The organism is Salinibacterium sp. CAN_S4, from assembly GCF_015752305.1.
Lineage (GTDB): Bacteria > Actinomycetota > Actinomycetes > Actinomycetales > Microbacteriaceae > Rhodoglobus.
Window position 1 is genome coordinate 316152 of the sequence record NZ_JADOVB010000001.1, and the last position, 26516, is coordinate 342667.

The 26516-nt window shown below is 64.5% G+C and carries 26 protein-coding genes and 1 pseudogene; 21 read left to right on the forward strand and 6 right to left on the reverse strand.

Annotation, left to right across the window (positions count from 1 at the left end; all coding sequences use genetic code 11):
* Positions 1-6: 6 nt before the first annotated feature.
* From IWX81_RS01630 to IWX81_RS01645, 4 genes are all read left to right on the forward strand, one after another.
* On the forward strand, positions 7-1386 hold the full coding sequence (locus IWX81_RS01630; protein ID WP_199279532.1) for a cation:dicarboxylate symporter family transporter: 1380 nt from the start codon (positions 7-9) through the stop codon (positions 1384-1386).
* A gap of 27 nt (positions 1387-1413) precedes the next feature.
* On the forward strand, positions 1414-2109 hold the full coding sequence (locus IWX81_RS01635) for a hypothetical protein (protein WP_199279533.1): 696 nt from the start codon (positions 1414-1416) through the stop codon (positions 2107-2109).
* A 315-nt stretch (positions 2110-2424) separates the two neighbouring features.
* The gene (locus IWX81_RS01640) at positions 2425-4704 is read left to right on the forward strand and encodes a polyribonucleotide nucleotidyltransferase (RefSeq protein WP_199279534.1); all 2280 of its coding nucleotides are present in this window, start codon (positions 2425-2427) and stop codon (positions 4702-4704) included.
* Between the two features lie 239 nt (positions 4705-4943).
* Positions 4944-6044, forward strand: a complete 1101-nt coding sequence (locus IWX81_RS01645; protein WP_334592643.1) for an aldo/keto reductase — start codon at positions 4944-4946, stop codon at positions 6042-6044.
* Positions 6045-6063: 19 nt separating this feature from the next.
* Here the strand turns inward: IWX81_RS01645 and IWX81_RS01650 are convergent, their stop codons facing one another.
* Positions 6064-6675, reverse strand: a complete 612-nt coding sequence (locus tag IWX81_RS01650) for a TetR/AcrR family transcriptional regulator (RefSeq protein ID WP_334592645.1) — start codon at positions 6673-6675, stop codon at positions 6064-6066.
* A 247-nt stretch (positions 6676-6922) separates the two neighbouring features.
* On the opposite strand from IWX81_RS01650, the gene IWX81_RS01655 reads away from it, so the two are divergent.
* The gene (locus IWX81_RS01655) at positions 6923-8284 is read left to right on the forward strand and encodes a M16 family metallopeptidase (protein ID WP_199280388.1); all 1362 of its coding nucleotides are present in this window, start codon (positions 6923-6925) and stop codon (positions 8282-8284) included.
* Positions 8285-8301: 17 nt separating this feature from the next.
* A complete protein-coding gene (locus IWX81_RS01660; protein ID WP_199279536.1) occupies positions 8302-8904 on the forward strand; it encodes a histidine phosphatase family protein in 603 nt (200 codons plus the stop codon).
* Here IWX81_RS01660 and IWX81_RS01665 read toward each other — a convergent pair.
* Complete coding sequence (locus IWX81_RS01665; RefSeq protein WP_199279537.1) at positions 8901-9362, reverse strand: GNAT family N-acetyltransferase; 462 nt, start codon at positions 9360-9362, stop codon at positions 8901-8903. The genes IWX81_RS01660 and IWX81_RS01665 overlap by 4 nt on opposite strands.
* Before the next feature lie 63 nt (positions 9363-9425).
* Here IWX81_RS01665 and dapB point away from each other — a divergent pair.
* Together dapB and IWX81_RS01675 are read left to right on the forward strand one after the other, a co-directional pair.
* Positions 9426-10245, forward strand: a pseudogene (dapB, locus tag IWX81_RS01670) (4-hydroxy-tetrahydrodipicolinate reductase); the annotation flags it as partial.
* Positions 10202-10648 (forward strand): hypothetical protein, encoded by a 447-nt coding sequence (locus IWX81_RS01675; protein ID WP_199279539.1) that lies wholly within the window; start codon positions 10202-10204, stop codon positions 10646-10648. The pseudogene dapB and the gene IWX81_RS01675, both read left to right, overlap by 44 nt.
* 16 nt (positions 10649-10664) lie before the next feature.
* Here IWX81_RS01675 and IWX81_RS01680 read toward each other — a convergent pair whose 3' ends face one another.
* Genes IWX81_RS01680 through IWX81_RS01695 form a run of 4 tightly spaced genes read right to left on the reverse strand, consistent with a single transcriptional unit; the run spans position 10665 to position 12971 of the window.
* Positions 10665-11555, reverse strand: a complete 891-nt coding sequence (locus tag IWX81_RS01680) for a TIGR01777 family oxidoreductase (RefSeq protein WP_199279540.1) — start codon at positions 11553-11555, stop codon at positions 10665-10667.
* Positions 11556-11566: 11 nt separating this feature from the next.
* Positions 11567-11992: an OsmC family peroxiredoxin gene (locus tag IWX81_RS01685; protein WP_199279541.1), complete on the reverse strand. Its 426-nt coding sequence runs from the start codon at positions 11990-11992 to the stop codon at positions 11567-11569.
* 38 nt (positions 11993-12030) lie between these two features.
* Positions 12031-12546 carry a DUF4395 domain-containing protein gene (locus tag IWX81_RS01690; protein WP_199279542.1) on the reverse strand — a complete coding sequence of 172 codons (516 nt, stop codon included), beginning with the start codon at positions 12544-12546 and terminating at the stop codon, positions 12031-12033.
* Positions 12543-12971 (reverse strand): TlpA family protein disulfide reductase, encoded by a 429-nt coding sequence (locus IWX81_RS01695; RefSeq protein WP_199279543.1) that lies wholly within the window; start codon positions 12969-12971, stop codon positions 12543-12545. Before IWX81_RS01695 ends, IWX81_RS01690 begins: the two co-directional genes overlap by 4 nt.
* A gap of 117 nt (positions 12972-13088) precedes the next feature.
* Here IWX81_RS01695 and IWX81_RS01700 point away from each other — a divergent pair, with 117 nt between their 5' ends.
* The 13 genes from IWX81_RS01700 (at position 13089) to recA (ending at position 26514) form a co-directional block, all read left to right on the forward strand.
* Complete coding sequence (locus IWX81_RS01700) at positions 13089-13898, forward strand: thymidylate synthase (RefSeq protein WP_199279544.1); 810 nt, start codon at positions 13089-13091, stop codon at positions 13896-13898.
* Entirely contained in the window at positions 13895-14425 is a 531-nt protein-coding gene (locus IWX81_RS01705) for a dihydrofolate reductase (RefSeq protein WP_199279545.1), read from the forward strand. Before IWX81_RS01700 ends, IWX81_RS01705 begins: the two co-directional genes overlap by 4 nt.
* A 10-nt stretch (positions 14426-14435) precedes the next feature.
* A complete protein-coding gene (gene dapA, locus IWX81_RS01710; protein WP_199279546.1) occupies positions 14436-15410 on the forward strand; it encodes a 4-hydroxy-tetrahydrodipicolinate synthase in 975 nt (324 codons plus the stop codon).
* 73 nt (positions 15411-15483) lie between these two features.
* A complete protein-coding gene (locus IWX81_RS01715) occupies positions 15484-17160 on the forward strand; it encodes a ribonuclease J (protein ID WP_199279547.1) in 1677 nt (558 codons plus the stop codon).
* Between the two features lie 283 nt (positions 17161-17443).
* On the forward strand, positions 17444-18415 hold the full coding sequence (locus IWX81_RS01720; protein WP_199279548.1) for an efflux RND transporter periplasmic adaptor subunit: 972 nt from the start codon (positions 17444-17446) through the stop codon (positions 18413-18415).
* Positions 18412-19134 carry an ABC transporter ATP-binding protein gene (locus IWX81_RS01725; RefSeq protein ID WP_199279549.1) on the forward strand — a complete coding sequence of 241 codons (723 nt, stop codon included), beginning with the start codon at positions 18412-18414 and terminating at the stop codon, positions 19132-19134. The genes IWX81_RS01720 and IWX81_RS01725 overlap by 4 nt, the downstream gene beginning before the upstream one ends.
* Positions 19131-20342: an ABC transporter permease gene (locus IWX81_RS01730; protein ID WP_199279550.1), complete on the forward strand. Its 1212-nt coding sequence runs from the start codon at positions 19131-19133 to the stop codon at positions 20340-20342. The genes IWX81_RS01725 and IWX81_RS01730 overlap by 4 nt, the downstream gene beginning before the upstream one ends.
* Positions 20343-20420: 78 nt before the next feature.
* A complete protein-coding gene (locus IWX81_RS01735) occupies positions 20421-23180 on the forward strand; it encodes an FtsK/SpoIIIE family DNA translocase (protein WP_199279551.1) in 2760 nt (919 codons plus the stop codon).
* Between the two features lie 6 nt (positions 23181-23186).
* On the forward strand, positions 23187-23828 hold the full coding sequence (gene pgsA, locus IWX81_RS01740; protein ID WP_199279552.1) for a CDP-diacylglycerol--glycerol-3-phosphate 3-phosphatidyltransferase: 642 nt from the start codon (positions 23187-23189) through the stop codon (positions 23826-23828).
* Positions 23825-24343, forward strand: a complete 519-nt coding sequence (locus tag IWX81_RS01745; protein WP_199279553.1) for a CinA family protein — start codon at positions 23825-23827, stop codon at positions 24341-24343. The genes pgsA and IWX81_RS01745 overlap by 4 nt, the downstream gene beginning before the upstream one ends.
* A 109-nt stretch (positions 24344-24452) precedes the next feature.
* Positions 24453-24761, forward strand: a complete 309-nt coding sequence (locus IWX81_RS01750; RefSeq protein ID WP_199279554.1) for a helix-turn-helix domain-containing protein — start codon at positions 24453-24455, stop codon at positions 24759-24761.
* A gap of 102 nt (positions 24762-24863) precedes the next feature.
* On the forward strand, positions 24864-25088 hold the full coding sequence (locus IWX81_RS01755) for a DUF3046 domain-containing protein (RefSeq protein ID WP_334592658.1): 225 nt from the start codon (positions 24864-24866) through the stop codon (positions 25086-25088).
* 256 nt (positions 25089-25344) lie between these two features.
* Complete coding sequence (gene recA / locus IWX81_RS01760; RefSeq protein WP_199279556.1) at positions 25345-26514, forward strand: recombinase RecA; 1170 nt, start codon at positions 25345-25347, stop codon at positions 26512-26514.
* Positions 26515-26516: the final 2 nt, after the last annotated feature.

The following is a 26516-nucleotide window of genomic DNA, read 5'->3' on the forward strand; positions in this document are numbered from 1 at the left end:
CCGCTCATGGCAAAGAAGCTACGTTCTCTGGATCGCAACCATTATCTGTACATTGCGGTGATCGTCGCGGTGATTGCCGGGTCGATCGTGGGGCTGGCCGCGCCGGAGTTCGCCGCTGGCCTTGAACCGATCGGCAAGGGCTTCGTGTCCCTCATCAAGATGATGATCGCCCCGGTGATCTTCTGCACGATCGTCATCGGAGTCGGCTCGATAGCCAAGGCGGCGACCGTGGGGAAGGTGGGCGGGCTCGCTCTCGGCTACTTCATCGTGATGTCGACCTTCGCGCTCGCGATCGGCCTTGTCGTCGGAAACATCATCCACCCCGGCGAAGGTCTGAACATCGGATCCTCGACCTACGAGGTGACAGCAGAACCCGTCACCACCACGGACTTCATCCTGGGCATCATTCCCACGACGCTGGTGTCGTCCCTCATCTCGGGAAGCATCCTCCAGGCCCTCTTCGTGGCGCTCCTGGTCGGCTTCGCCGTGCAGGGGCTGGGCAGCAAGGGCGTCACCATCCTCGACGCGATCAAGAACCTGCAGGTGCTCGTGTTCCGCATCCTGTCGATGATCCTGTGGCTCGCACCGATCGGAGCGTTCGGGGCCATCGCTGCGGTCGTGGGCAAGACCGGATTCGGGGCGATCGTGAGCCTCGCCACCCTGATGATCGGCTTCTACATCACGTGTGCGCTGTTCATCGTCGTGATTCTCGGGTCGCTGCTCAAGCTCGTCACGGGCGTCAGCATCTTCAGGCTCATGGGCTACCTCGGTCGCGAATACCTGCTCATCGTGGGTACGTCATCCTCAGAGGCCGCGTTGCCCCGGCTGATTGCGAAGATGGAGCACGTGGGCGTCTCCAAGCCCGTCGTGGGAATCACTGTTCCCACCGGCTACTCCTTCAACCTCGACGGCACCGCCATCTACCTGACCATGGCGTCCCTGTTCATCGCCTCGGCCATGGGCAAGCCGCTGGCGCTGGGCGAACAGATCGGACTGCTGCTGTTCATGATGATCGCCTCCAAGGGTGCAGCGGGTGTCACAGGTGCCGGGCTGGCGACTCTCGCGGGTGGCCTGCAGACCTACCGACCGGACCTCGTGGATGGCGTCGGCGTGATCGTGGGGATCGACAGGTTCATGTCAGAGGCTCGCGCCGTCACCAACTTCACCGGAAACGCTGTCGCCACCCTCCTGATCGGCACCTGGACCCGCGAGATCGACAAGGCTCGCGTCACCGAGGTGCTCGCTGGGCGCCTGCCGTTCGACGAGACCGAGTTCACGAACCGCGACGAGCACGGCGCCAGCCCGGAGGGCGCGGCACCCACCACCGGTGAGATCGACCAGTTCATCGCGAGCGCTCCCGTCGAGAATCCGAAGTCGCTCCGGTAGGCCGCAACTCGAGTGCGACACTGGGGTATGCGTAACAGCATTCGCAGTGTCGCACTGGCCGTGGCATCCTGTGCGCTCGCGGTCGTCCTGCTGGCAGGATGCACGACCACCATCACCGTGCCGCTGGACGCCACGGATTCTGACGTCGATGCGTATGTCGCAAGCCAGCTCGACCGCTACTGGAAGCAGATACTGGCCGGCAGTACCGGTGCGAACGGGATCGATCCCGAACCCGACGTCTCGACCGTCGAGTTCACCACCCCTGACACCTGGTCGACAGTGCAGACCAGCTGCCTCCAGGCGGCGGGACTGCAGGCCAGGGAGATCAGCGGCGGCTTCACCATCGACGACCCGGGCGATCTCGATGCCACGGAGGTCTCGCTGGCCCAGTGGACCTGCCTTCGACAGTATCCCGTCGACCCCCGCATCACCGGATTTCTCAGCGACGAGCAGGTCATGTTCATGTACGACTACTTCACGACGAGGCTGGCACCCTGCATCGCGACCCTGGGGTTCGACGTGACACCGCCGCCCACCCGAGACCAGTACCTCGGACTGGTGAGGGGAGGGTCAGCATGGAGCCCCTATGTGCGTGCCGATGGGAACCCCATCGCCCGGTCGCCGGGGGAGTGGGCGCTCGTGAACGGCAAGTGTCCGCCGTTGCCGGATGATCCGTTCGGCTCGTATCGACCTGAAGAATCCCAACCCAGCACGCCGGGTTAGGCGTTTCTGGCGCCCGACACGCCGTAACTGTTATCATGGGAGAGTTGTGCGCGGAACTCCGTAGCATGACAACCGGAGCAGGCTGGCACGAAGCTGGTCAACGGTGGTGAATTACTGGATGAGATTCGGCTCTCGAGTCTGCCAGTGACTTTCTACTGCTGGCCAGAGCAGCACCCACCCTTGGGCGCATTGCCAAAGCGTTATTCACACATGTCACGGCGCCCCTTTCTGCCCGCTCCTGCTCTTCGCGTTTATTCACGCTGATGAGTCGCCGACCACACGGGTCCGCGACATTAAACAAAGGAGAAACCCCCCTTGGAGGGTCCAGAAATCACTTCAGCCGAAGCCGTTCTCGATAACGGTAAATTCGGCACACGTACGGTTCGATTCGAAACCGGACGACTCGCGCAGCAGGCACAGGGTGCCGTAGCCGCGTACCTCGACGAAGACACCATGATCCTGTCCGCCACCAGCGCAGGAAAGCACCCGCGCGACGGGTTCGACTTCTTCCCCCTCACGGTGGACGTCGAAGAGCGTTCATACGCCGCAGGCAAGATCCCCGGCTCGTTCTTCCGCCGCGAGGGCCGCCCGTCCACGGAGGCCATCCTGGTCTGCCGCCTGATCGACCGCCCGCTGCGCCCGACCTTCGTCGAAGGCCTGCGCAACGAGGTGCAGATCGTCATCACGGTGCTGTCGATTGCACCCGATGAGTTCTACGACGCTCTCGCGATCAACGCAGCATCACTCAGCACGCAGATCTCCGGTCTCCCGTTCTACGGACCGGTCGGTGGCATCCGCCTCGCCCTCATCGGCGACCAGTGGGTTGCATTCCCGAAGCACAGCCAGCTTGCTGACGCCGTCTTCGACCTCACCGTCGCCGGCCGCCTCGTCACCGACGAGAACGGCAACGAAGACATCGCCATCATGATGGTGGAAGCCGAAGCGACCGAAGGCAGCTGGGAGCTCATCAAGGCCGGTGCAACGAAGCCGGATGAGGCCATCGTCGCCCAGGGTCTCGAAGCGTCCAAGCCGTTCCTCACCCAGCTCATCAAGGCACAGCAGCAGCTCGCCGCCACCGCGGCAAAGCCCATCCAGGACTTCCCGCTGTTCCCGCCTTACCAGCAGTCCACCTACGATTCCGTTGCCGGCCTCGCCTGGGAAGACCTCAAGGGCGTGTACCAGATCGCCGACAAGATCGAGCGTCAGAACGCTGACGACCAGCTCAAGGACCGCGTCAAGGGCCACATCGCGTCCGAGGTCGAGGCCGAGCGCCTTCCCGCTTCGGCCAACGCCGAGGTCTCTGCCGCGTACAAGAGCGTCTCGAAGAAGGTCATGCGTAACCGCGTGCTCACCGAGGGCATCCGTATCGATGGCCGTGGCCTGACCGACATCCGCGCGCTCGACGCCGAGGTGCAGGTCATCCCGCGCGTTCACGGTTCCGCGATCTTCCAGCGCGGTGAGACCCAGATTCTGGGCGTCACCACGCTGAACATGCTCAAGATGGAGCAGCAGATCGACTCACTGAACCCCGTCACGAAGAAGCGTTACCTCCACCACTACAACTTCCCGCCGTACTCGACGGGTGAGACCGGTCGTGTCGGTTCGCCGAAGCGCCGCGAGATCGGGCACGGCTTCCTCGCCGAGCGCGCCCTCGTCCCCGTGCTTCCGTCGCGTGAAGACTTCCCGTACGCGATCCGCCAGGTGTCAGAGGCTCTCGGCTCCAACGGTTCGACGTCGATGGGTTCGGTCTGCGCATCGACCCTGTCGCTGCTCAACGCCGGTGTCCCGCTGCGCGCACCGGTTGCCGGTATCGCCATGGGCCTCATCTCCGACGACGTCGATGGCCAGGTCCGCTACGCGGCACTGACCGACATCCTCGGCGCTGAAGACGCTCTCGGTGACATGGACTTCAAGGTCGCAGGTACCTCTGAGTTCGTCACAGCGATCCAGCTTGACACGAAGCTCGCCGGCCTGCCGTCCTCAGTTCTGGATGGCGCGCTCAAGCAGGCCAAGGAGGCTCGCACCGCGATCCTCGCCGTCATCAACGCTGCGATCGACGCTCCCGACGAGATGGCGCCGACCGCGCCTCGCGTCATCAGCGTCCAGATCCCGGTCGACAAGATCGGTGAGCTGATCGGCCCGAAGGGCAAGACGATCAACCAGATCCAGGATGACACCGGAGCTGACATCTCGATCGAAGACAACGGAACCGTCTACATCGGTGCCGTCGACGGTCCGTCGGCCGAGGCAGCTCGCGCCGCGGTCAACGCGATCGCGAACCCGCTGAACCCCGAGGTCGGTGAGCGGTTCCTCGGAACCGTCGTCAAGCTCGCGACCTTCGGTGCGTTCGTCTCGCTCACCCCCGGCAAGGACGGACTGCTGCACATCAGCGAAGTCCGCAAGCTCGCCGGTGGCAAGCGCGTGGAGAACGTCGAAGACGTCCTCGCCGTCGGCCAGAAGATCCAGGTAGAGATCACGAAGATCGACGACCGTGGAAAGCTCTCGCTCGCTCCCGTCGACGACGCCGCCGAATCCGCTGACACCGACAGCTCAGCTGCCGCGTCAGAGGGTCCGGAAGCGCCCGCCGAAGGGTAACGCGCCAGCGTTACCCCGTGGGGGTTCCGGTGCTTGCGCCGGCATCCCCGCGGACCGTAACGCGGAATAGATCTGCGCGGGGCCTCTCGCCAGGCGCTCGCGTAAGACACTAGGGCCCATTCCTTCGGGGGTGGGCCCTTTTGCGTACCCGGATTCACCACGGACGAGTAACGATTTCACCCGCGATATTTCGCGAGCACTCACCCAGCAATACAGTGGAAGGACGTTGGGGAGGACGAGTGGCCCGGCTCGGAATAAAGCAGTTCAGCGCAGTAAAGGCAAAAGCCGTTCGGAGTGATGCTCCGTCAGGCGAACCGTACGCGAGCGTCCAACCGACTCCTGGCGCAGGCGGGACTGACGCGACCAGCATCGGCACGGCCACTATCGACACCGCCAGCATCGGCACGATCGGCGGGCCGACCCGCTTGCGGACGATCGGTGCATCCGATCTCAGGGTGTATCCGATCGCCATGAGCGGTAACGTCTTCGGCTGGACCGACGACGACGACACCACGAACCGCGTCCTCGATGCCTATGCGGCCCACGGCGGCAACTTCATCGACACGGCAGATTCCTACGCGGCTGGTCGAAGTGAGATCATGATCGGCAACTGGATGAGGTCAAGGCGCAATCGCTCCGGCATGGTGATCGCCACCAAAGTGGGGAAGAGCGTCGAGAATCCCGGGCTCAGGGCTCGCGTCCTGACGAGGGCGGTCGACGCGTCTCTCGACAGGCTCGGCGTGCAGCACATCGATCTGCTGTACCTGCACATCGACGACGCCGACGTCGAGTTCGAAGAAACCCTCCTTGCCGTTGACGAGCTCATCAGGGCAGGGAAGGTGAGATTCTTCGGGGGATCCGACCACACCGGAAACCGGTTGATCGAGGCCAGGATCGCCTCTGCCATGGTGGGCGTCGCCCCCATGGTCGCGCTGCAGAACCACTACAACCTCATGCACCGCACCGAGTACGAGGGTGACCTGGCCATGGTCGCAGCGCAGCAGAGGCTGGGGGTCATGCCGAGATTTGCTTTGGCCAGCGGTTTTCTGACGGGCAAGTACCGGCAGAAGGCCGACCTGACGACGAATCCGCGCGGGTCGGAGGTGGCGAGCTACCTCGGCCGCCGCGGCTTGAAGATCCTGTCGACCCTGGATTCGATCGCGAAGGCACACGAGTCGACTGTCGCGTCAGTAGCGCTGGCGTGGCTGCTCGTCAAGCCGAACGTCGTGGCACCCGTCGTCTCGGCATCGAATCCGCTGCAGGTCGACGACTTCGCGGCCGCCACCAGATTGCAATTGTCGCGCCAGCAGGTAAGCGAACTCGACAGGGTGTCGAGCTAGAGCGTCGAGCTGGAGTGAACTAGGCAGCCGAGGATTCCGCGAGCACCCGGTTCGCGATGCGGTAGAGGGCAGCGGATGCCGCGATCGAGTCACCGGCGTAACCGCCGGCGAACGCGCCATCCTTCGCCAGCAGGAGTTCATCGGCGGCATCGCCGGGAACAGGGTGACCCATGCCACGCAGCAGCTCGGCAAGAGAGTCTGTGTGCCACTCGCGGTGTGCCGTGACGATCTTGCGCACGGGGTGGTCGGCCTGGGGGAACTCGGCGGCGGCGTTGATGAACGGGCAGCCGCGGAATCCTTCGCTGTCGATCTCGGCGATGACCGACGCTATGAAGTCGCGCAGGGCGAACTCGGGGGTCGGTGCTGCCGCGATGAGGGCTTCGAGTGCCGCTCGCTCATGCGCGTGGCGATGCGTGATGTATTCGACGATCAGGTTGTCTTTTGCCCGATAGTGCTTGTAGAACGTGGCCTTTGTCACCGACGATGCGCTGATGATGCGGTCGACTCCGACATTGCGGATGCCGTCTTCGTAGAACAGCACGTTGACCGTCTCGAGGATGCGGTTTTTCGCCGGAGCGCGCTGTGCAGTCGGGACCAGATCAACGATGTTGATGGCGTCTAAAACTGTCACAGCGCGACTCCTTAGAAAACGGCCGTTCGGCCATGTCGTCGTCGCTACGGGTATAGCGACGATGGTGCACGACCGCTGTCGGGGTAGCGGTCGAACGCAGGCTTCGGGTGCCTGCGATATAACGTAGCAGAATGAGGACAGACAGACCAGTCTGTTTGTCCTCGTCGGCTGACCCCACTTAGTGGGGCACCCCTGAAACGTGAGCACGGGACAGATTCCGCGGCCCATGACGTAGGCTCGATAGGTGATGAACGGCGCTGTCTCTCTTCCGCTAGACCTATCTGAACTCTCATTCACGGCATCTGGTGACGCGCTTGTGCGGCGCACCGTGCTTCCGAGCGGTGTGCGCATCCTGAGCGAATCGGTGCCGGGCTCACGCAGTTCCACCATCGGCTACTGTGTCGCCGTCGGGTCACGTGACGAAGTGCCGGAGACCTACGGCTCGACCCACTTCTTGGAGCACCTGCTGTTCAAGGGGACTCCCACCCGCTCCGCCCTCGATATCGCTGTGGCGTTCGACGCGGTGGGCGGCGAGCACAACGCCATGACGGCCAAGGAATACACCTGCTACTACGCAAAGGTGCAGGACCGTGACCTGGGCATGGCCGTCGATGTGCTGGCCGACATGTTCACGTCGTCGGTGATCGACCCCGACGAATTCGAGATCGAGCGCGGCGTCATCCTCGAAGAACTCGCGATGGCCGACGACGATCCGTCTGATGTCGCCAGTGAACGATTCTTCGAGGCAGTCCTGGGCGATCATCCTCTCGGGCGGCCCATCGGGGGAAACCCGCAGACGATCGGGGCCGTGTCGCGCGAAGCGGTCTGGCAGCACTACCGCGCCAACTATCGGGCACAGGATCTGGTCATCACCGTCGCTGGCGCCGTCGACCATGATGCGCTCGTCGCCCGCGTCACGACAGCCCTTGAGCGAGCCGACTGGGATCTGTCGGCAGAGGCTCCGCCCGTGCCGAGACGCACATCGACCCACGAGCTGATCGAACGCGGCAGCCCTCTCGTGGTCGTCAAGCGACCCATCGAACAGGCCAACATTCTTCTCGGCGTCGCAGGGCTACCCGCCGCAGACGAACGTCGCGCCACGCTCTCGGTGATGAACGCGATCTTCGGGGGTGGGATGTCGAGCCGGCTGTTCCAGGAGATCCGCGAGAAGCGCGGGCTGGCGTACTCCGTCTACTCGTTCGCCCCGAGCTATTCGGATGCCGGGCTGTACGGCATCTACGCAGGATGTTCGCCGGCGAAGGCTCCCCAGGTCGCTGAACTGATGGTCTCCGAGTTCGAACGACTGGCGACGGATGGTGTCTCGAGCGACGAGATGGCGCGCGCTGTCGGGCAGTTGAGCGGGGCATCCGCTCTCGCCCTCGAAGATTCTGACACCCGGATGTCGCGACTGGGTCGCAGCGAGCTGACCCTCGGTGAGTTCGTCGACCTCGACGAGTCGCTCAGGCGGCTTTCCCTCGTGACCGCGGATTCCGTGCAGCAGCTTGCGGCCGAGTTGGTGTCGCGGCCGATGTCGGTCGCCGCTGTGGGGACGATGGATGACGACGCGCTCTCCGGCATCCTCGCGCTTCAGTCCGCCACCGGCGAGTAGGAATCCAGGTACCTTTCATGGCCCACTACATCTATCTCGTGCGTCACGGCGAGCAGCAGGACGCTGAGCATGGGCTTCCCGATGGCCCGCTCTCCGGCAAGGGCACCCGCCAGGCCCGCGCCATCGCCGAGCGGCTCGGTGGCGTGCCGTTCACCCGTGCGTGGCACTCGCCGCTGCAGCGCGCAGAGGAGACGGCGAAGATCATGACAGAACGGATGCCGGCCCTCGAGTCTCAGCCGAGCGCCCTCCTCATGGACTGCATCCCGTCCGGACCAACGAACGACATGCCGCACTCGTTCGAGCCGTTCTTCCGGTCGGTCACCCCGGCCGAGATCGAGGCCGGCGAGGCCCAGATGTCCGACGCGGTTGCGGAGTTCCTCGCCCCGGCGCGGGACGACCAGCACGACCTCCTGATCACGCACAACTTCGTGATCGCGTGGTTCGTGCGCGAAGTCTTCGGCGCGCCGACCTGGCGCTGGCTCGGCATCAACCAGGCGAACTGTGGGCTGACGATCATCCGGGTGCGAAGTGCAAAACCTCCGGTTCTTGTCACCCACAACGACCTCGGTCACCTTCCCGTCGAGCTGCGCACCGGGATGCCCGACCTGCAGCCCTTCTAGCAGGGCAGGCTCTTCGAATACCAGTTGGTCGCGTTCGGGTTGTCGTTGTAAGCGTCAATATCGGTATAGCCGCTCGAGCGGTAGAGGCCGCCGGCCGCCGCGAGGCTCGAGTTGGTGTCGAGCACGAGTTCGGTCGCGCCCAGCCCTATCGCCCTCAGTTCGAGCTCTGCCAGCAGCGCCTTACCGAGACCCCGTCCTTGCGTCCGGAGCCGCAGCCAGAGGTGCTTGACCTCGAATCGTCCCTGGCCGAGCGAGCGGATGCCTCCGCAACCGACGGGCGTGCTATCCAGTTCCACCACGAGGAAGACGCCCCGGGGCGGAGTGAAGTTCTCCGGCGAGGGGAAGGTGGTCACGTAGCCGTCGGCCTGCGGGAAGGTGAGCGCCCGGTACGCGAAGTATTCGGCGAGCAGCTCGTGCGCCGTGGCATCCGACACCGGAGCGTCGACGAAGGTGTGCATGAGTCGAGCGTAGAACGTGCCGCCGTCGATCGCCGCCCGTGCCGCTCTTGGTAGATTGTGCAGATGACAACCACAGTCGCCGTCGTCGGTGCCACGGGCAAAATGGGCAGGCTCGCCACTCGCATTATCGAAGAATCCGACGAGTTCGAGCTGGTGGCGCAGATCGGGCGATCGGGCGACCTGAGCCAGATGCTCGGTGCCGATATCGTCATGGATGTCACGGTCCCGGCGGTCTCGCAGGGGGTCGTCGACTTCGCCGTCGCGAACGGCATCAACGTGCTCGTGGGCACGTCGGGGTGGTCGGGCGAGCGCATCGCCGCGCTGGAGCGCACCGTCGCAGCCAAACCGGACAGTGGAGTGATCATCGTCCCGAACTTCTCGATCGGTTCGGTGCTGGCTACCTCCTTCGCGGCCATGGCGTCACGATTCTTCGACTCGATCGAGATCGTCGAAGCCCACCACGCGTCCAAGATCGACTCGCCGTCGGGTACCGCCGTGCGAACGGCAGAACTCATGGGAGCCGCCCGCGGAGAACTCGGGCCGGTCGTCGCACCCCACGTCGACCAGCGCGCCCGCGGGCAGCAGGTGTCGAGCATCCCCATCCACAGTCTCAGGATGCAGGGCATCGTCGCCAGGCAGGATGTGATCTTCGGCGGCAACGGCGAAGTGCTCACCATCAGCCACGACACTCTCTCCCCGAGTGCCTACGAGGCCGGTATCCTGCTCGGCCTGCGTGCGGCTCGAGCAGCCAGGGGAGTGGTTGTCGGCCTCGACAAGCTCATCGATCTCGGGCTCGACTCGTCGTCGCAATCAGGCCGCGAGAATGGCGGCCAGAACCGATGAAGGCCCGCGCCGCGACCCTTGTGATGGCGGCACTGCTGGTGCTCTATCTGGTGTTCGTGACCAATTACGCGATCCTGCTGATCACGTCAGAGCAGCCTCTGGCGAAGGTCATGGGTTTCGCCCTGGTCGTGCTTCCCGCCATCGGGGCATGGGTGCTTGTCGCGGACCTGCTGTTCGTGGTCAGGGGCGAAAGGCTCCTCGCGAAACTCGGCAGCGAAGGCGGGCTGCCGGTGGACAACCTGCCGAGGCTGCCGAGTGGTCGGGCCGATCCTGCGGCGGCCGACGCCGAGTTTCCGACGTACCAGGCCGAGGTCGAGGCCGATCCCGAGTCCTGGCGCGCGTGGTTGCGGCTCGGGCTGGCCTACGACGCGAGTGGCGACCGACGCAGGGCGCGCTGGGCGACCCGGCGCGCGATTTCCCTGCAGCGGTCCGCCAAACTCTGAGCCGCGGCTCCCCGCGTCAGCGGAGCGAGTCGACCAACTCGCGCAGGGCATCCTGAGCTGTCTCGTGACGGAACTCGAAACCGTCGTCGAGAAGTCTCTGCGGCACGACCTTCTCGCTGGTCAGGAGCAGGTCGTTGCCGGCATCTCCGAGCAGGTCGAGGGCGAACTTCGGCACGGCGAGCTTGCGCCAGCGATCCATGGCTTCGGCTAGGCCGTCGGTGATCTCCCGAGACGTCGCCGGGGTGGGTCCCGCGAGGTTCACGACGCCGTCGAGCTCCGAGGTGAGCAGGTGCCGGATGGCGGCCGCCTCATCGTGCAGCGAGATCCATGGCCAGTTCTGTTCACCGTTGCCGAACGTGGCCGCAAGGCCGAGCTTCGTGAGGGGGATGAGAGGAGTGAATGCTCCACCGTTGCCGACGACGACACCGGTGCGGAACATGACCACCCGAGTCGGCTGGGGGGTGAGCCTGGCGGCTTTCTCCCACGCCTCGACGACATCGCTCAGGAAACCCTCGCCTTTAGCCGACGACTCGGTGAGCTCTACGCCGGGCTGGTCACCGAAATAGCCGACGGCCGAACCGTTGAGGAAGATGCTGGGGGGAGTGGGCGACCGCTGGATCGCTTCGGCGATGGTCTGGGTGCCGTTGACCCGGGAGTAGAGGATCTGGCGCTTATAGCTCGCCGTCCAGGGAATCCGGCCGGTAGTGGCGCCCGCGAGGTTGATGACGGCATCGGCAGAGTCGATGGCCCTCGGATCGACGGTCAGTTCCGACGGCATCCAGAGGTAGTCGGTGCTCGATTCGGGAGCCGACCGCACGAGCCTCGTGATGGTGTGGTCGTCGTCCTCGAGCTGGCGAACGAGTTCGGTTCCGATGAATCCGGATGCTCCTGCGATGAGTATTCTCATGTGGGCGCCCTTCAGGCGAGGCTTGCTTCGAGGGTGATGGGGATGCCGCTCAGTGCACGTGACACCGGGCAATTCTGTTTCGCGTCGTCGGCGAGCCTCTGGAAGTCGGCATCGCTCAGCCCTGCGACCTTGGCGCTCACCAAAAGGTGGCTTCCCGTGATTCCGTGGGCGGGGTCGAAGGTGACAGCGGCGGTGACCTGAAGGCTCTCTGCGGGGGTGCCGTTACTCGCGAGACCGTTGGCGAAGGCCATCGAGAAGCACGCGGAGTGGGCGGCGCCGAGCAGTTCTTCCGGATTGGTTTTTCCGGACTCGCCGGTTGATCGAGCCGCCCAGCTGACGGGGAACTCGGCCGCGTCGGAGGAGTCGAGGGATGTCGTGCCGGTGCCGCTCATGAGGTCGCCGAACCACAGGGTGGTTGCTTCGCTTGTTACGGGCATTCGTGAACCTTTCGTCGCGTCCACACTATGCGCGCAGGTCAGGCGGCGGCACCCCTTGCATTCCTGGCCCGCAGAATCAGCACGTACAGCTGGCATCCGAGGCAGTAGGCGAAAACGGAGTTCAGGAACGCCGCGATGAAGGCGGCACTCGCGGCTACGACGATGGCGAACGGCACTCCCGCGAGGTGCAGGATGATCCCGACCAGGGTGATGACGAATCCGACCCCCTGGGCAAAGGTGGGAGCGGCAGGGTCTTCGAGTTCTCGCGGCGGGCTGAGCCTGGGCCTCGCGAGAGCCCGGAACACGGCGCCGTACGGATGACGCTTGACCCCGGCGGCGGCACCCCAGGCGAACAGGGCGCTGATCACGACGAACAGGATGAAGCCGGGAGCCGTTGCTCGCTCAGCCAGGGTGCCAGCCATTGGAGCGGCGAGCGACAGCGCGATGACGACCAGCAGGAGCACCGCCGTGATTCCGGCTCCGAATCGCGGGCTTCGTGGGTCGATGCCGGTCGAGGCCAGCCGTGTCCTTGCCTGAACCGGGTTCGTCGTCATGCGGTCACCAGGATGCTGTCGATCTCGGCGATGACGGCGTCGCGCTTCAGCGCACCACCGATGCGGGCACGGACAACGCCATCCCTGTCGAGGATGAACGTCGTCGGAGTCTGGGCGATCCGGAACTCCGATGCCAGCTCGGGGCGCTCACTCAGGTCGATCTCGACGTGCTCGACGCCCTCCCGCTGCCCGGCGATGGAATTGAGCACGACATGGGTCGCCCTGCAGGGAGCGCACAGCGGGCTGGAGAACTGCAGCAGGGTGATGTCCGACAGGGGGAGGTCGACGCCCAGCGCCTGCGAGGAGACGATGGTCTCGCCGTTCGAACGACGGACTCGACCCTGGGCCCCGCGCCACATGAGTCCTATGACTGTGGAAACGGTGACGAGACCGACGAGGATCGCGGTGATCAGAAGGGGATTCATGGTGTTACAACGCTAACTCCCGGCTGTGTGCAGTTGCTGAGTGTTGCCGACTGTTACGGGCAGTAGCAGGCTCGGCTATCGGTGCGGCAGTCGGTGCGGCGCAGTAGCATCGAGGCGATGAACTCCACGACCGCGAACCCCTACGAAGACTTGCTGCGTGACACCCTCGCCACTGGCGTCCATAAGGGCGATCGCACCGGCACCGGCACCCGCAGCGTGTTCGGCCGCCAGCTGCGGTACAACCTCGCTGAGGGCTTCCCGCTGATTACCACCAAGCGCGTGCACTTCAAGTCGATCGCGTACGAGCTGTTGTGGTTTCTGCGTGGCGAAAGCAATGTCGGCTGGCTGCGTGACAACGGCGTGACGATCTGGGACGAATGGGCGGACGCCTCGGGCGAACTGGGCCCGGTCTATGGAGTGCAGTGGCGCTCCTGGCCCACCCCCAGCGGTGAGCAGATCGACCAGATCTCCGACGTGATCGAGGCCATCCGGTCGAATCCGGATTCGCGCAGGCTCATCGTGTCGGCGTGGAATCCCGCCGACATCCCGAAGATGGCTCTCGCGCCGTGCCATGCGCTGTTCCAGTTCTACGTCGCCGACGGTAAGTTGTCGTGCCAGTTGTACCAGCGCAGCGCCGACCTGTTTCTCGGCGTGCCCTTCAACATCGCCAGCTACGCGCTGCTCACCCATCTGGTGGCGGCCCAGGTGGGCCTCGAGGTGGGCGACTTCGTGTGGACCGGCGGGGACTGCCACATCTATGACAACCACGTCGACCAGGTCACAGAGCAACTCAGCCGTGACCCGTTCCCGCTCCCGACGCTGGCTATCACGACCCAGCGCGACAGCGTTTTCGACTACGAATTCGGCGATCTCGCCATCGAGAACTACCAGCACCACCCGGCCATCCGCGGCGCTGTAGCGGTATGACGGGCTTCAAAAAGCCGGAACTGGCGATGATCTGGGCGCAGGCGCGTGGAGGAATCATCGGCAGCGGCGGCACCATGCCGTGGCATGTGCCCGAAGATCTCGCCCACTTCAAGTCGCTCACCGAGGGCAGCCCTGTGCTCATGGGGCGCAAGACGTGGGATTCTCTTCCTCCCCGATTCCGGCCGCTGGAGGGTCGGCGCAATATCGTGATCACTCGTGATCCCGAGTGGGACGCCGAGGGTGCCGAGGTGGCCCACTCCGCCGAGGCTGCGATCGAACGTGCGACCGATGGCTCTCCCGACACCATCTGGATCACGGGCGGTGCGACGCTGTACACCGAACTCCTGTCGTCGGCCGATCGGCTCGAGGTGACGGAGATCGACGCTGAAATCCCCGGTGACACTGTCGCGCCGGCTCTCTCCGAGGGATGGAGCATTGTCGCCGCCGACCCTGTCGAGGGCTGGCACTCGTCACGTAAAGGGCTCGACTACCGTTTCCTGACCTATCGACGAACCGACACCCGATAGCCTGTAACCCGTGGCTATAGACAACCCGTTCGGACAGGTCCTCGTCGCTCTCATCACGCCGTTCACGGCGGAGGGGGAGGTCGACTGGCCCAATGTCGAGCAGCACATCGACGATGTGATCAGCGCCGGTGCGGACGGCATCGTCATCTCGGGCACGACGGGGGAGACATCCACCCTCACCGACGCCGAGAAGCTGAGGCTCGTCGAAGTCGCCAAGAGTGTTGCGGCAGGGCGCGCGAAGATCGTCATGGGTGGCGGTTCCAACGAGACGGCCCACGCGATCGAACTTCATAAGTCGAGCGCCAAAGCCGGCGCAGACGCGGTCATGATCGTGACCCCGTACTACAACAAGCCCACCCAGGCTGGAGTGCTCACCCACTTCAGGATGATCGCCGACGCCACCGACCTGCCGGTCATCCTCTACGACATCCCCGGTCGATCGGGCATCCCGATCCGCTACGAGACGATCATCCGCGCGGCCAAGCACCCGAACATCCGGGCCGTCAAAGATGCGAAGGGCGACTTCAGCGAGGTCAGCCGCGTGCTCAACAACACCGAACTGCTCTACTTCTCCGGTGACGACGCCAATGTGCTGCCGCACCTCGCGATCGGCGCGACCGGACTCATCGGTGTCACGGCCAATATTGCCGCGGCTCCCTATCGCCAGATCGTGGATGCCGTCAACGCCGGCGATCTCGCGACGGCCACCGCGGCGCACAAACTGCTCGAGCCGCTGGTGCGTGCCGTCATGACCCACGTTCCCGGCACGGTCGCGGCCAAGTACATCCTGCACGGCCTCGGTCGCATCTCGAGCCCTCGAGTTCGGCTGCCCCTGGTCGGTCCCGAAGACGGCGAGGCCGCGATCATCGAGGACGACCTCAACCTCGTCCGCGACATCCCGGGGCTCGACTTCAACAACTTCCGCCCCGACCGCAACGCCGCCGCCGGTGGTGCGCTGCCGAAGGTCGCCGGGGCCACGCGCTAGTACCAGCGCCACAGAATACGCCTTAGAAATACGCAGGGGGCTAGAGGCCCCGCCACTCTCACGCAAGGTTCAGATGCCAGTCTCCATTTACACTCCTCCAGCACTACCCCAGGGCACTCTCCGGGTCACACCCATCGGTGGACTCGGCGAGATCGGTCGCAACATGACCACATACGAATTCGACGGCAAACTGCTGATCGTCGACTGCGGTGTGCTGTTTCCCGAAGAGAACCAGCCGGGCGTCGACCTGATCCTGCCCGATTTCAGCCCGATCAGGGATCGGCTCGACGACGTGCTCGGCATCGTGCTCACCCACGGTCACGAAGACCACATCGGCGCGGTTCCCTACCTGTTGAGGATGCGCCAGGACATCCCGCTCATCGGCAGCACCCTGACCCTCGCCCTCATCGAGGCGAAGCTCAAGGAGCACAGGATCAAGCCGTACACGCTCACTGTGCGCGAGGGCCAGCTGGAGAAGATGGGCCCGTTCGAGCTCGAGTTCATCGCGGTCAACCACTCCATCCCCGATGCCCTCGCCGTCGCCGTGACCACGCCGGCCGGTGTCGTGCTCCACACCGGCGACTTCAAGATGGACCAGCTCCCGCTCGACGATCGCATCACCGACCTCCGTGCATTCGCGCGGCTCGGTGAAGCCGGCGTCGACCTGTTCCTCCCGGACTCCACCAACGCCGACGTTCCCGGGTTCACCCCGAACGAGCGTGACATCGGGCCCGTGCTCGAGGCCGTTATCGCGAAGGCCCCGCGTCGCGTCATCGTCGCGAGTTTCTCCAGCCACGTGCACCGCGTGCAGCAGGTGCTGGACGCCGCGGCCGCCAATGACCGCAAGGTCGTGCTCATGGGTCGGTCCATGGTGCGCAACATGGGGATCGCGGCGGAGCTCGGCTTCCTGAAGGTTCCGGATGGCGTGCTCATGGATGCCAAGAAGGCCGCAGATCTACCGGACAACCGCCTCGTCTACATGTCCACGGGAAGCCAGGGCGAGCCGATGGCCGTGCTGGCACGTATGGCAAACATGGAGCACCAGATCGAGGTCGGCAAAGGTGACACGGTCATCCTCGCCTCGTCACTCATCCCCGGCAACGAGAACGCCGTATATCGGGTCATCAACGGACTCACCAAGCTCGGTGCGAACGTCGTGCACAAGGCGAACGCGAAGGTGCACGTCTCGGGGCACGCGGCCGCGGGGGAGTTGCTGTACTGCTACAACATCCTCAAGCCCAAGAACGTGCTTCCCGTGCACGGCGAGTACCGCCACCTCGTCGCCAACGCGAACCTTGCGATCCAGACCGGTGTCCCCGAGAAGAACACCATCATCGCCGAGGACGGCACAGTCATCGACCTGCGTGACGGCGTCGCGTCCGTCGTCGGCCAGCTCGACCTCGGCTACGTGTATGTCGACGGCTCGAGCGTGGGAGAGATCACCGACGCCGACCTCAAGGATCGCCGCATCCTCGCCGAAGAGGGGTTCATCTCCATCTTCGTCGCCGTCGATCCGCAGACCGGCAAGGTCATCGTCGGCCCCGAGATCCAGTCGCGTGGTTTCGCCGAAGACGAGAAGGTCTTCGACGCCGTCATCCCGCAGGTGTTGAAGGCGCTGACGGATGCGGCAGAGAACGGCACGCGCGACACCCACGCTTTCGCGCAGGTCGTGCGTCGCACGGTCGGCCGCTGGGTCAACACCCAGCACCGCCGCCGTCCGATGATCGTTCCGGTGGTCATCGAGGCGTAGCCGAGATGACGCGGCAGGCGCAGTCATCTTCCAGGCGGCGTAGCCGTCTGGTCGAGGCGTAGGGCTGATCCCGGCTCGTGTGCCGGGGTGTTTCACGAGCGCCGCGAGAATTCTCGCGGCGCTCGTTGTTTCTCGCGGCGATCGGACTGCATCTGACGCGCATCCCGCCGAAAACGTTGGGTAGCGCTATCCACCTTCCGGATGATTCGCTGGTCCCCGACAGCTAGTAGCTTGATGCGAGGCAAACTCAGCGGCTGGGGCCGCAGATAGCGGGGACGACGTCGTGGGCATTGCGCGCAAATGGGTGTTTCCGATCATCCGGATCCTGATCTTCGTGGTGATCGCCGGAGCTCTCGTCAAGATCGCCTTCTTCGGTGACACCCAGCCCGTCAGCGATGCCGCGTCACCGACGGGGGAGATCGTCGAGCCCCAGGTTCCCGTCACGATCGGCACCATCCAGAACGACGTCACCCTGCAGGGCACAGTCGCCGCGGATGATGCAATCGAGATCAAAGCGACCCTCGCCGGGCAGGTGCGCAAGGTCATGGTGAGCCAGGGACAGTATGTGGATGCCGGCACCGAAATCCTCACCCTGCGGGCCGACGTCGCGAACCCCGACGGCACCTCGTACGTCGACTACGAGACTGTCGTCGCACCCACGGCCGGGGTGCTGTCGAGCTTCACGGCGCTGGTCGACCAGACCTTTGCGGTCGGGGACGATGTCGGCAAGGTCGCTCCACCCACGTTCCACGTCAGCGGTCCGATCGCACCAGAGCAGCAGTATCGACTCCTGAACCAGCCGAGCGAAGCGCAGGTCACCATCACGGGAGGGCCAGCGCCGTTCAGCTGCACGGGGCTGACGATCGCTGCTCCCGTTGCCGGAGCCGACGCGGGTGCCTCGCCGGGGAGCCCGACCGTCAGGTGTGCCGTGCCGGCCGGGGTGACGGTCTTCGCCGGGCTTTCTGCCGAGCTGACTCTGGCCGGGGGTGTCGCCACCGATGTGCTGACCATTCCGACGACGGCGGTGGAGGGGTCATCGCAGACCGGGAATGTCTACTTCGTGCTTCCGGATGGCACCACGGAATCGAGACCGGTCACGCTGGGCATCAACGACGGCATCAACGTCGAGGTGACGGGTGGGCTCGCCGAGGGCGACATGGTCCTGCAATTCATTCCAGGGGCCGCCGCGATCGTCGACGGTCCGTTGCCCGGTGAGTGCATCGATGACGGCCTGGGGAATACGGTCTGCGGATGAGCCTGCTCAGCCTGAGCGGAGTCACCAGGTCTGTCGACCTTCCCGATGCGCCGCCACTGCACATCCTCAGGGGAGTCGATCTCGAGGTCTCGGTGGGCGACCACATCAGCATCGTGGGTCGTTCGGGGTCGGGGAAGTCGACCCTGCTGAACCTGCTGGGCCTGCTCGACAACCCGACCGAGGGGGAGATCCGGTTCGACGACAAGCTCATCTCCTCGATGTCCGCCAATGAACGCGACAGGTCCCGCGGCCGGAACGTCGGTTTTATCTTCCAGCAATTCAACCTCCTCAGCGGCCGCACCGCGCTCGAGAACGTCATGACGCCGCTGCTCTACGCCTCCGGCCGGCAATTCTGGCGCCGCAGGCAACTTGCCCTCGAGATGCTCGCCAGGGTCGGGCTGGACAGCCGCGCTCAGAGCATGCCCGAGAAGATGTCGGGTGGCGAGCAACAGCGGGTCGCCATTGCCCGCGCGCTCGTACGCGGCCCCCGGCTGATCCTCGCGGACGAGCCGACAGGAGCCCTCGACGTGGAAACGGGTGCGACGGTCATGGCTCTGCTCGACGAGGTGGCCGAGGCGTCCGGTGCAGCCCTGATCACCATCACCCACGATGCGAACGTCGCTGCTCTCGCGCGCAGCCACTACCGACTCGATCGCGGGGTGCTCTCTTCGGTGGACGTCAATCGTGTGCTCGCACTGCAGCCGGGGGTCGCACCGTGAGCGGGCTCATCGGTGCATTCTCCGAGGCCTGGGCCGAGCTGCGCATCCACAAGACGAGGGTGTTGCTCAGCCTCATCGGCGTGGCCGTTGCTGTCACGGCCATCACGAGCGTGGTGGGCCTGGGGGCTATCGCCCAGCAGGCGACGACGGAGAGCTACGAGCGCGGTTCCGGGCGCCCAGCGACCCTCTACATCAGCGCGTATAACCCGTTGTCGGGAGAACAGCCGGATGCCGCGGAGGTCGGAGCGGCGTTCGACACCGCGGTGGAGAGGTACTCCATCAGCTGGTCGACCACCGTCGCCAACTCGCAGGTCCCCGTGCAGTTCATCGATGGTGTGGTGCCCGTGGGAACGACCATCATCGACGCCGACTACGGCACCATGCACAGGATCTCGATCGCCCAGGGCTCCTGGTTCGCGGATTCCGATGCAGAGCGACTCGCACCCGCGCTCGTGGTGAACGAGGTCATGTGGAACAGGATGGGCGCTCCTGACCTGCGGCGACATCCGACAGTATTGCTCGACGGTCCGGATCCGGTCACTGCCGTCGTCGTCGGAGTCACCCCGTCGCCCTCCTTCGAGAACTATCCGACGATGATGATGCTGACCGAGGCATACGATCGCATCTCGACCCCGGAGCAGAGGCTCACTCTGTATCCGCAATACGAGCTGTGGGTGCCTCCCGAGATCTCCGACCAGCTCACGCCACTGCTTCAGCGGGATATCGCCGGCGCCCTGGGGGACGGCTGGCAGGTCGACGTGAATCGCCAGGACTACCTCGCGTTCGGTGGCGAAGATCCGCTGCTTCCTCTGAAACTCATAGTCGGGGGCGTGGCGATACTCGTCCTGCTGCTCGGTGCGCTCGGGCTCGTGAACATTTCGCTCGTGACCGTGCGGCAGCGCGTTCGCGAGATCGGCATCCGGCGCAGTTTCGGTGCCACTGCTGGCCGGGTGTTCTTCGCCGTCATGATGGAGAGTGTCGTGGCGACTCTCGCCGCCGGTGTGATCGGGGTGTTCCTCGCCGTCCTGATCGTCAAGAGTCCCATGGTCACCGACTTCATCGGCCAGGGCGTGACCGACCTGCCGCCGTTCCCTATCGAGGCCGCCCTGCTCGGGCTGGGTGCCGCAACGCTCGTCGGTGCGCTGGCCGGGCTGCTGCCAGCCATCGTCGCGGTGCGTGTGAAGGTCATCGACGCCATCCGGTTCTGAGCCTCTGGCAGCTGCGCACAGCGGACACGCACCCCGGGCATCCCCGGTTCTGACGGCCGTCGCAGGTACCGTGTTGGCATGGCTACGAGCACCAAGTCGACGTCGCGCGCCCGCACGACCCCGGCGCGATCCCGCGCCACCCAGGCAACGAAACGTCTTCCGCGCGCGAAGCAGCAGGTCGTGGTCGAACAGGATGGCCCCCTGACAAAGGCGTGGCTCGGCCTGGCCCATGCTGTCGGTGGAGCCTTCCGCGTGCTCGGCTCTGAGACTCTCGCCAAAGAGGAACGTCGCGACGGCGTGCCGTTCCTGGTGTTCCTGCTGGCTGTCGCCGGTGCCGTGGTCGAGTGGTTCAATCCGACGGATTCGGTGGCTCTTGCGCTTGACGCGTACACCTTCGGCGGCATCTTCGGCCGCGTGGCTTTCGCTCTCCCCGTGATCATGCTTTTGTTCGCCATCTGGCTCTTTCGCCACCCCTCCAGCGTCCACGACAACGGGCGGATCGGCATCGGAGTAACGCTCCTCGTCGTCACTATCAGTGGGCTGTGTCACATCTACGGTGGTTCGCCGCAGCCGACCGGGGGGATGGAAGCGCTCGCGCAGGCCGGGGGCGTAGTCGGGTGGATACTGGCGCAACCGCTACTCAGCCTGGGAACCGCATTCCTCGCGACTCCGATCGTCGTCCTGCTGCTGGTTCTCTCCCTCTTCATCATCACGAAGACGCCACCCAACCGCATCGGATCCCGCCTGCGTGACCTCTACTCGTACCTCTTCGGCGCCCAGCTGCCCGACGAGAGCGAGCGCGTCGCGTCGAAGGCCGGCAAGAACGACTCGGTCGAGTTCGGCTCACTGACCGATCTCGGGCTGGATGAGGATCCGGCATCCATCCCCTGGTGGCGTCGAAACAAGTCGAGCCGCTCTGAGGAGCCCGCGGCCTTCGACAGCCCCGTGGTCTCGCGTGACCAGGCCACCGAGGCCATCGATCGCACCAGCCCTGCCGACGGCGTCGACCTGATGGACGAGCTGCTTCGCGCCGAGGAGGCCGTCAAGCGATTCACGGGGGAGATCGAGCCCGGCTCCACGAGTCTTCGCGACGACGATGGCGTTGCGCCCAACCCGGAACGACTGCCGGGCTTCACCACCACGGCCCGCGAGAAAGGCGTGGCGGGGGAGTTCGACGACGACCTTCCGGCCGCAGCCCCGACGCCGTCAGCATCGGCCCCCACCCGGCCGACCGCGGCCTACAGGCTGCCGGCCCCGGCCATGCTCACGCCCGGCACCCCACCCAAATCCCGCTCGGCCGCCAACGACGAAGTCGTCGCCTCGATTACCGAAGTGCTGAAGCAGTTCCAGGTCGACGCGAAGGTCACGGGATTCAGCCGTGGCCCTTCCGTGACCCGCTACGAGCTCGAGCTGGGCCCAGGGGTCAAGGTCGAGCGCGTGACAGCGCTCGCCCGCAACATCAGCTATGCCGTGGCGAGCAACGAGGTCAATATCCTCTCTCCGATCCCCGGCAAGAGCGCCATCGGGGTCGAGATCCCGAACAAGGATCGCGAGATCGTATCGCTGGGTGATGTGCTGCGGTCGAATGCGAGCACTAAGAGCGTGCATCCCATGACCATCGGGCTCGGCAAGGATGTCGAGGGCGGTTTCGTCGTCGCGAACCTCGCCAAGATGCCCCACCTTCTCGTGGCAGGCTCCACCGGCTCGGGTAAGTCGAGCTTCGTGAACTCGATGATCACGTCGATCCTGATGCGTGCGAAGCCGGCCGAGGTCAGGATGGTGCTGATCGACCCGAAGCGAGTCGAGCTCTCCATCTACGCGGGCGTGCCCCACCTCATCACACCGATCATCACCAACCCCAAGAAGGCGGCGGAAGCCCTTGCCTGGGTCGTCAAAGAGATGGACATGCGGTACGACGACCTCGCATCGTTCGGTTTCAGGCACATCGACGACTTCAACCGTGCCGTTGTGGCCGGCGAGATCGTTTTGCCGGTGGGCAGCGAGCGAAAGCTGTCGCCGTATCCGTACCTCCTCGTCGTCGTCGATGAGCTCGCCGACCTCATGATGGTGGCCCCTCGTGACGTCGAGGACTCGATCGTGCGCATCACGCAACTGGCTCGGGCATCCGGAATCCACCTCGTGCTGGCCACCCAGCGACCCTCGGTCGACGTCGTCACCGGTCTGATCAAGGCGAACGTGCCGTCGAGGCTCGCCTTCGCGGTGTCGAGCATGACCGACAGCCGCGTCATCCTCGACCAGCCCGGCGCAGACAAGCTGATCGGACAGGGAGACGCGCTCTTCCTGCCCATGGGCACGTCGAAAGCGATTCGTGTGCAGGGCGCCTGGGTCACCGAGACCGAGGTCGCCGCCGTCGTGCAGCACGTCATCGCCCAGGCTCGCCCCGAGTATCGCGACGACGTTGCGGTGTCGGTCGAGAAGAAGAATATCGACGCCGACATCGGTGACGATCTCGAGCTGCTTCTTGCCGCCACCGAGCTCATCGTCAGCACCCAGTTCGGCTCGACATCGATGCTCCAGCGCAAGCTCAGGGTCGGATTCGCCAAGGCCGGCCGCCTCATGGACCTGCTCGAATCCCGGGAGATCGTCGGGCCCTCCGAAGGATCCAAGGCGCGGGATGTCCTCGTCACTGCCGAGCAGTTGCCGTCGGTGCTTGCACGGCTTCGTGGTGACGATGGCCCATCAGCCTCACCCGCGACGCGACCGGATGTGTCGTCGTCCTCAGTGCAGTCCGACGCGGTGGCCGATTCCCTCGCCGGGTACGATGAGGTCAATGGCGACTCCGACGAGGATGCCTGGAGCCTGACCGATCGAGAGTGATCCCACGTGACTGACCTGCCGCAGACTCCCACGGGCGGATTCTTCGCCGGTCGCATCCTGAGTAAGGGAGACGGCCCGGCCAGCATCGCGAACGTCGCCAATATCGTCACCGTCGCACGGATCCTGCTAGCTCCACTCTTCATCTGGATGTTGCTTGCTGATGATGGTGAATATGGGGTGGTCCGCTACCTCGCCGCAGCCCTGTTCGTCTTCGCCATCGTGACTGACACAGTTGACGGCCGCCTCGCGCGTGGGCGAAACCTCATCACCGACCTGGGCATCATCCTCGATCCGATCGCAGACAAGATCCTCATCGGTGGCGCTCTCGTGGCGCTCTCAATTCTGGGCGAGCTCCCGTGGTGGATCACGGTGGCGATTTTGGTGCGGGAGTTCGGCATCACGATCTTCAGGTTCGCGGTCATCTCCACGGTCGTGATTCCCGCATCGCGGGGCGGAAAGTTGAAGACCGTCGTGCAGGCCGTTGCCATCGCACTCTTCCTCCTCGCTCCGTGGACGTTCCTCGGCCCCTGGGCTGGCTGGGTGAGCTGGATCGTCATGGGCGCGGCCATCGCCCTCACCCTCTACACCGGCGTCGAATACCTCTGGCAGGCCTGGCGCCACCGGCACACGGCTGCACCGCGGTCATGAGCTCCCAGCAGGCTCTGGATGCTGCCGCCCTCAGCGCGCGGATCATCGGGCTGCTCACAGCGAGGCACCAGACCATCGCCGTAGCCGAGTCACTCACCGGTGGCCTGCTCGTCGCGGAACTCATCCGCACTCCCGGAGCATCGGCGGTGGTGTCGGGCGGCGTCGTCGCCTACAACACCGAGCTCAAGCACACGGTGCTGGGAGTTAATGCCGAGATTCTCGCACTGCACGGAGCGGTGCATCCGGATGTCGCCGCGCAGATGGCCGTCGGGGTGCGGCTCCACCTCGCAGTCGCTGGGCTTCCGGCGCACATCGGTATCTCGACGACCGGAGTCGCTGGGCCCGATCCGCAGGATGGCCAGGCTGTCGGCACCGTCTATCTGGGTTTCGCAATCGGTTCGGACGTCCGCACCAGGCATCTCCAACTTTCGGGTGGGCGCGAAGCCATCCGGGAGGCCGTCGTCTACGAATCATTACGGGAACTTGAAGCACTTCTTCTGCAGTCGAGGGAATAGCACTCGTTTCGATCTCGTTACAACAAGAGAATTCACAAGTACCGCACAGATTCGAGTGGCTAGAGTACCCGTAAGCTAGCAACACGATCAGTCAGAAAAGGAGGGTCCCATGGTTCTGGTTCGTCAAGAAATCGGTGACGTTCTCCGAGACTTCCGTCTGCAGAAGGGCCGCACCCTTCGTCAGGTCGCAAGCAAGGCGAGCGTCGCACTCGGCTACCTCAGTGAGGTGGAGCGGGGCCAGAAAGAGGCCAGCTCCGAGATCCTCGCATCGGTCGCCGACGCGCTCGACACGCCCATCTCCGTCATCATGCGCGAGGTTGGCGATCGACTGGCCATCATCGAAGGCCTCAACCCGATTCCGGATACCCTTCCGGATGACCTGGTTGCAGAGTTCGATGCCGATCTCGTTTCACGATGATCGTCCGATAACTACTGAGAGTGGATGCCCCGGCCGGACTGGCCGGGGCATTCCATCGTTTCGAGGCGACTCTGTCGATCCCGCGTGTCCTGGAGGTGTTCGGTGAGGCTCAGTGAATTCCGGCTGGCGGTCTCCGACGAGTTCGGTGATGCGTATGGGCGCATCCTGACTCACGATCTCGTCATGGGCGATATCGGTGGCCTGACGGCCGAACAGGCGATCAGGGCTGGAACGAATACCCGCGACATCTGGCTCGCGCTCTGCAGGGCGATGGATGTTCCGCCCGCCCGCTGGCACGGCGTCGGCCAGCGCGAACCGAAGAAATAGTCGCCAACACGCCGTGATGGGGTATCGAACATGTGTTCGTATCTTGCTAGTCTCCTCCATAACGTCCAGTCGAAGACGGTTATTGTGCACAGAAGCTCGAACCCCGGCAATCAATGTCGGTCGGCGAGCGTAGCGTGACCACTAGTTGTTTCGACCTGAGACACCAGCCTTTGTCGGGAGGCTGGAGCCCTTGCATCATCGGGCTTCAGCAGAACGACAGCCTATGGGCAGCAACCAACTATGCAGGGAGACCCACATGCCATCAGCAGCAGATCGCGAAAAATCACTCGAGACAGCGCTTGCGCAGATCGATCGCCAGTTCGGTAAGGGTTCAGTCATGCGACTGGGCAGCGACGACAGGGCTCCCGTCGAGGTGATCCCCACGGGATCCATCGCACTGGATGTCGCTCTCGGCATAGGTGGCCTTCCTCGTGGCCGCATTGTCGAGATCTACGGCCCCGAGTCGTCAGGAAAGACGACCCTGACACTCCATGCCATCGCGAACGCCCAGAGGGCCGGCGGCATTGCGGCCTTCATCGATGCAGAGCATGCGCTCGATCCCGAATATGCGGCAAAGCTCGGTGTCGACATCGATTCGCTTCTCGTCTCCCAGCCCGACACCGGTGAGCAGGCTCTGGAAATCGCAGACATGCTGGTGCGGTCGGGTTCTATCGACCTCATCGTCATCGACTCGGTCGCGGCTCTCGTTCCCCGGGCCGAAATCGAGGGGGAGATGGGTGATACCCACGTCGGTCTCCAGGCTCGACTGATGTCTCAGGCGCTTCGAAAGCTGACCGGTGGCCTCAGCCAGACGAACACGACCATGATCTTCATCAACCAGCTGCGCGAGAAAATCGGTGTCTTCTTCGGCAGCCCGGAGACGACGGCCGGTGGTAAGGCTCTCAAGTTCTACGCCTCAGTCCGACTCGACATCCGCCGGATCGAGACGCTCAAGGACGGCACTGATGCCGTCGGTAACCGCACTCGCGTTAAGGTCGTCAAGAACAAGATGGCGCCCCCGTTCAAGCAGGCCGAGTTCGACATCCTCTATGGCATCGGAATCTCACGAGAGGGCAGCCTCATCGACTTCGGTGTCGAGCACGAGATCGTCCGTAAGTCCGGAGCCTGGTACACCTACGAGGGTGACCAGCTCGGCCAGGGCAAGGAGAACTCGCGCAAGTTCCTGCTCGAGAATCCCAGGATCGCTAAGGAAATCGAGCAGCGCATCATGGTGAAGCTTGGCGTCGGAGCCGAGGCTAAGGCGCAGCAGGCCAGGGAGGCGAAGGCGGTCATCGATGCTGCAGTCGCTGCGGATGCTGCGGAATCCACAGCTGCGGCCAGCGGCTCTGGTCCCGTGCTGCCGGTGGCTGCGAAGGCTCCGACCAAGGCGTCAGCTGCCAAGCTCAAGATGGCAGTAGGGCAGTAGCA

Coding starts and splice junctions, on each gene's coding strand:
- IWX81_RS01630 (WP_199279532.1), top strand. CDS start 7: ATGGCAAAGAAGCTACGTTCTCTGGATCGCAACCATTATCTGTACATT.
- IWX81_RS01635 (WP_199279533.1), top strand. CDS start 1,414: ATGCGTAACAGCATTCGCAGTGTCGCACTGGCCGTGGCATCCTGTGCG.
- IWX81_RS01655 (WP_199280388.1), top strand. CDS start 6,923: ATGAACGGCGCTGTCTCTCTTCCGCTAGACCTATCTGAACTCTCATTC.
- IWX81_RS01660 (WP_199279536.1), top strand. CDS start 8,302: ATGGCCCACTACATCTATCTCGTGCGTCACGGCGAGCAGCAGGACGCT.
- IWX81_RS01665 (WP_199279537.1), bottom strand. CDS start 9,362: ATGCACACCTTCGTCGACGCTCCGGTGTCGGATGCCACGGCGCACGAG.
- IWX81_RS01675 (WP_199279539.1), top strand. CDS start 10,202: ATGAAGGCCCGCGCCGCGACCCTTGTGATGGCGGCACTGCTGGTGCTC.
- IWX81_RS01680 (WP_199279540.1), bottom strand. CDS start 11,555: ATGAGAATACTCATCGCAGGAGCATCCGGATTCATCGGAACCGAACTC.
- IWX81_RS01685 (WP_199279541.1), bottom strand. CDS start 11,992: ATGCCCGTAACAAGCGAAGCAACCACCCTGTGGTTCGGCGACCTCATG.
- IWX81_RS01690 (WP_199279542.1), bottom strand. CDS start 12,546: ATGACGACGAACCCGGTTCAGGCAAGGACACGGCTGGCCTCGACCGGC.
- IWX81_RS01695 (WP_199279543.1), bottom strand. CDS start 12,971: ATGAATCCCCTTCTGATCACCGCGATCCTCGTCGGTCTCGTCACCGTT.
- IWX81_RS01700 (WP_199279544.1), top strand. CDS start 13,089: ATGAACTCCACGACCGCGAACCCCTACGAAGACTTGCTGCGTGACACC.
- IWX81_RS01705 (WP_199279545.1), top strand. CDS start 13,895: ATGACGGGCTTCAAAAAGCCGGAACTGGCGATGATCTGGGCGCAGGCG.
- IWX81_RS01715 (WP_199279547.1), top strand. CDS start 15,484: ATGCCAGTCTCCATTTACACTCCTCCAGCACTACCCCAGGGCACTCTC.
- IWX81_RS01725 (WP_199279549.1), top strand. CDS start 18,412: ATGAGCCTGCTCAGCCTGAGCGGAGTCACCAGGTCTGTCGACCTTCCC.
- IWX81_RS01735 (WP_199279551.1), top strand. CDS start 20,421: ATGGCTACGAGCACCAAGTCGACGTCGCGCGCCCGCACGACCCCGGCG.
- IWX81_RS01745 (WP_199279553.1), top strand. CDS start 23,825: ATGAGCTCCCAGCAGGCTCTGGATGCTGCCGCCCTCAGCGCGCGGATC.
- IWX81_RS01750 (WP_199279554.1), top strand. CDS start 24,453: ATGGTTCTGGTTCGTCAAGAAATCGGTGACGTTCTCCGAGACTTCCGT.
- recA (WP_199279556.1), top strand. CDS start 25,345: ATGCCATCAGCAGCAGATCGCGAAAAATCACTCGAGACAGCGCTTGCG.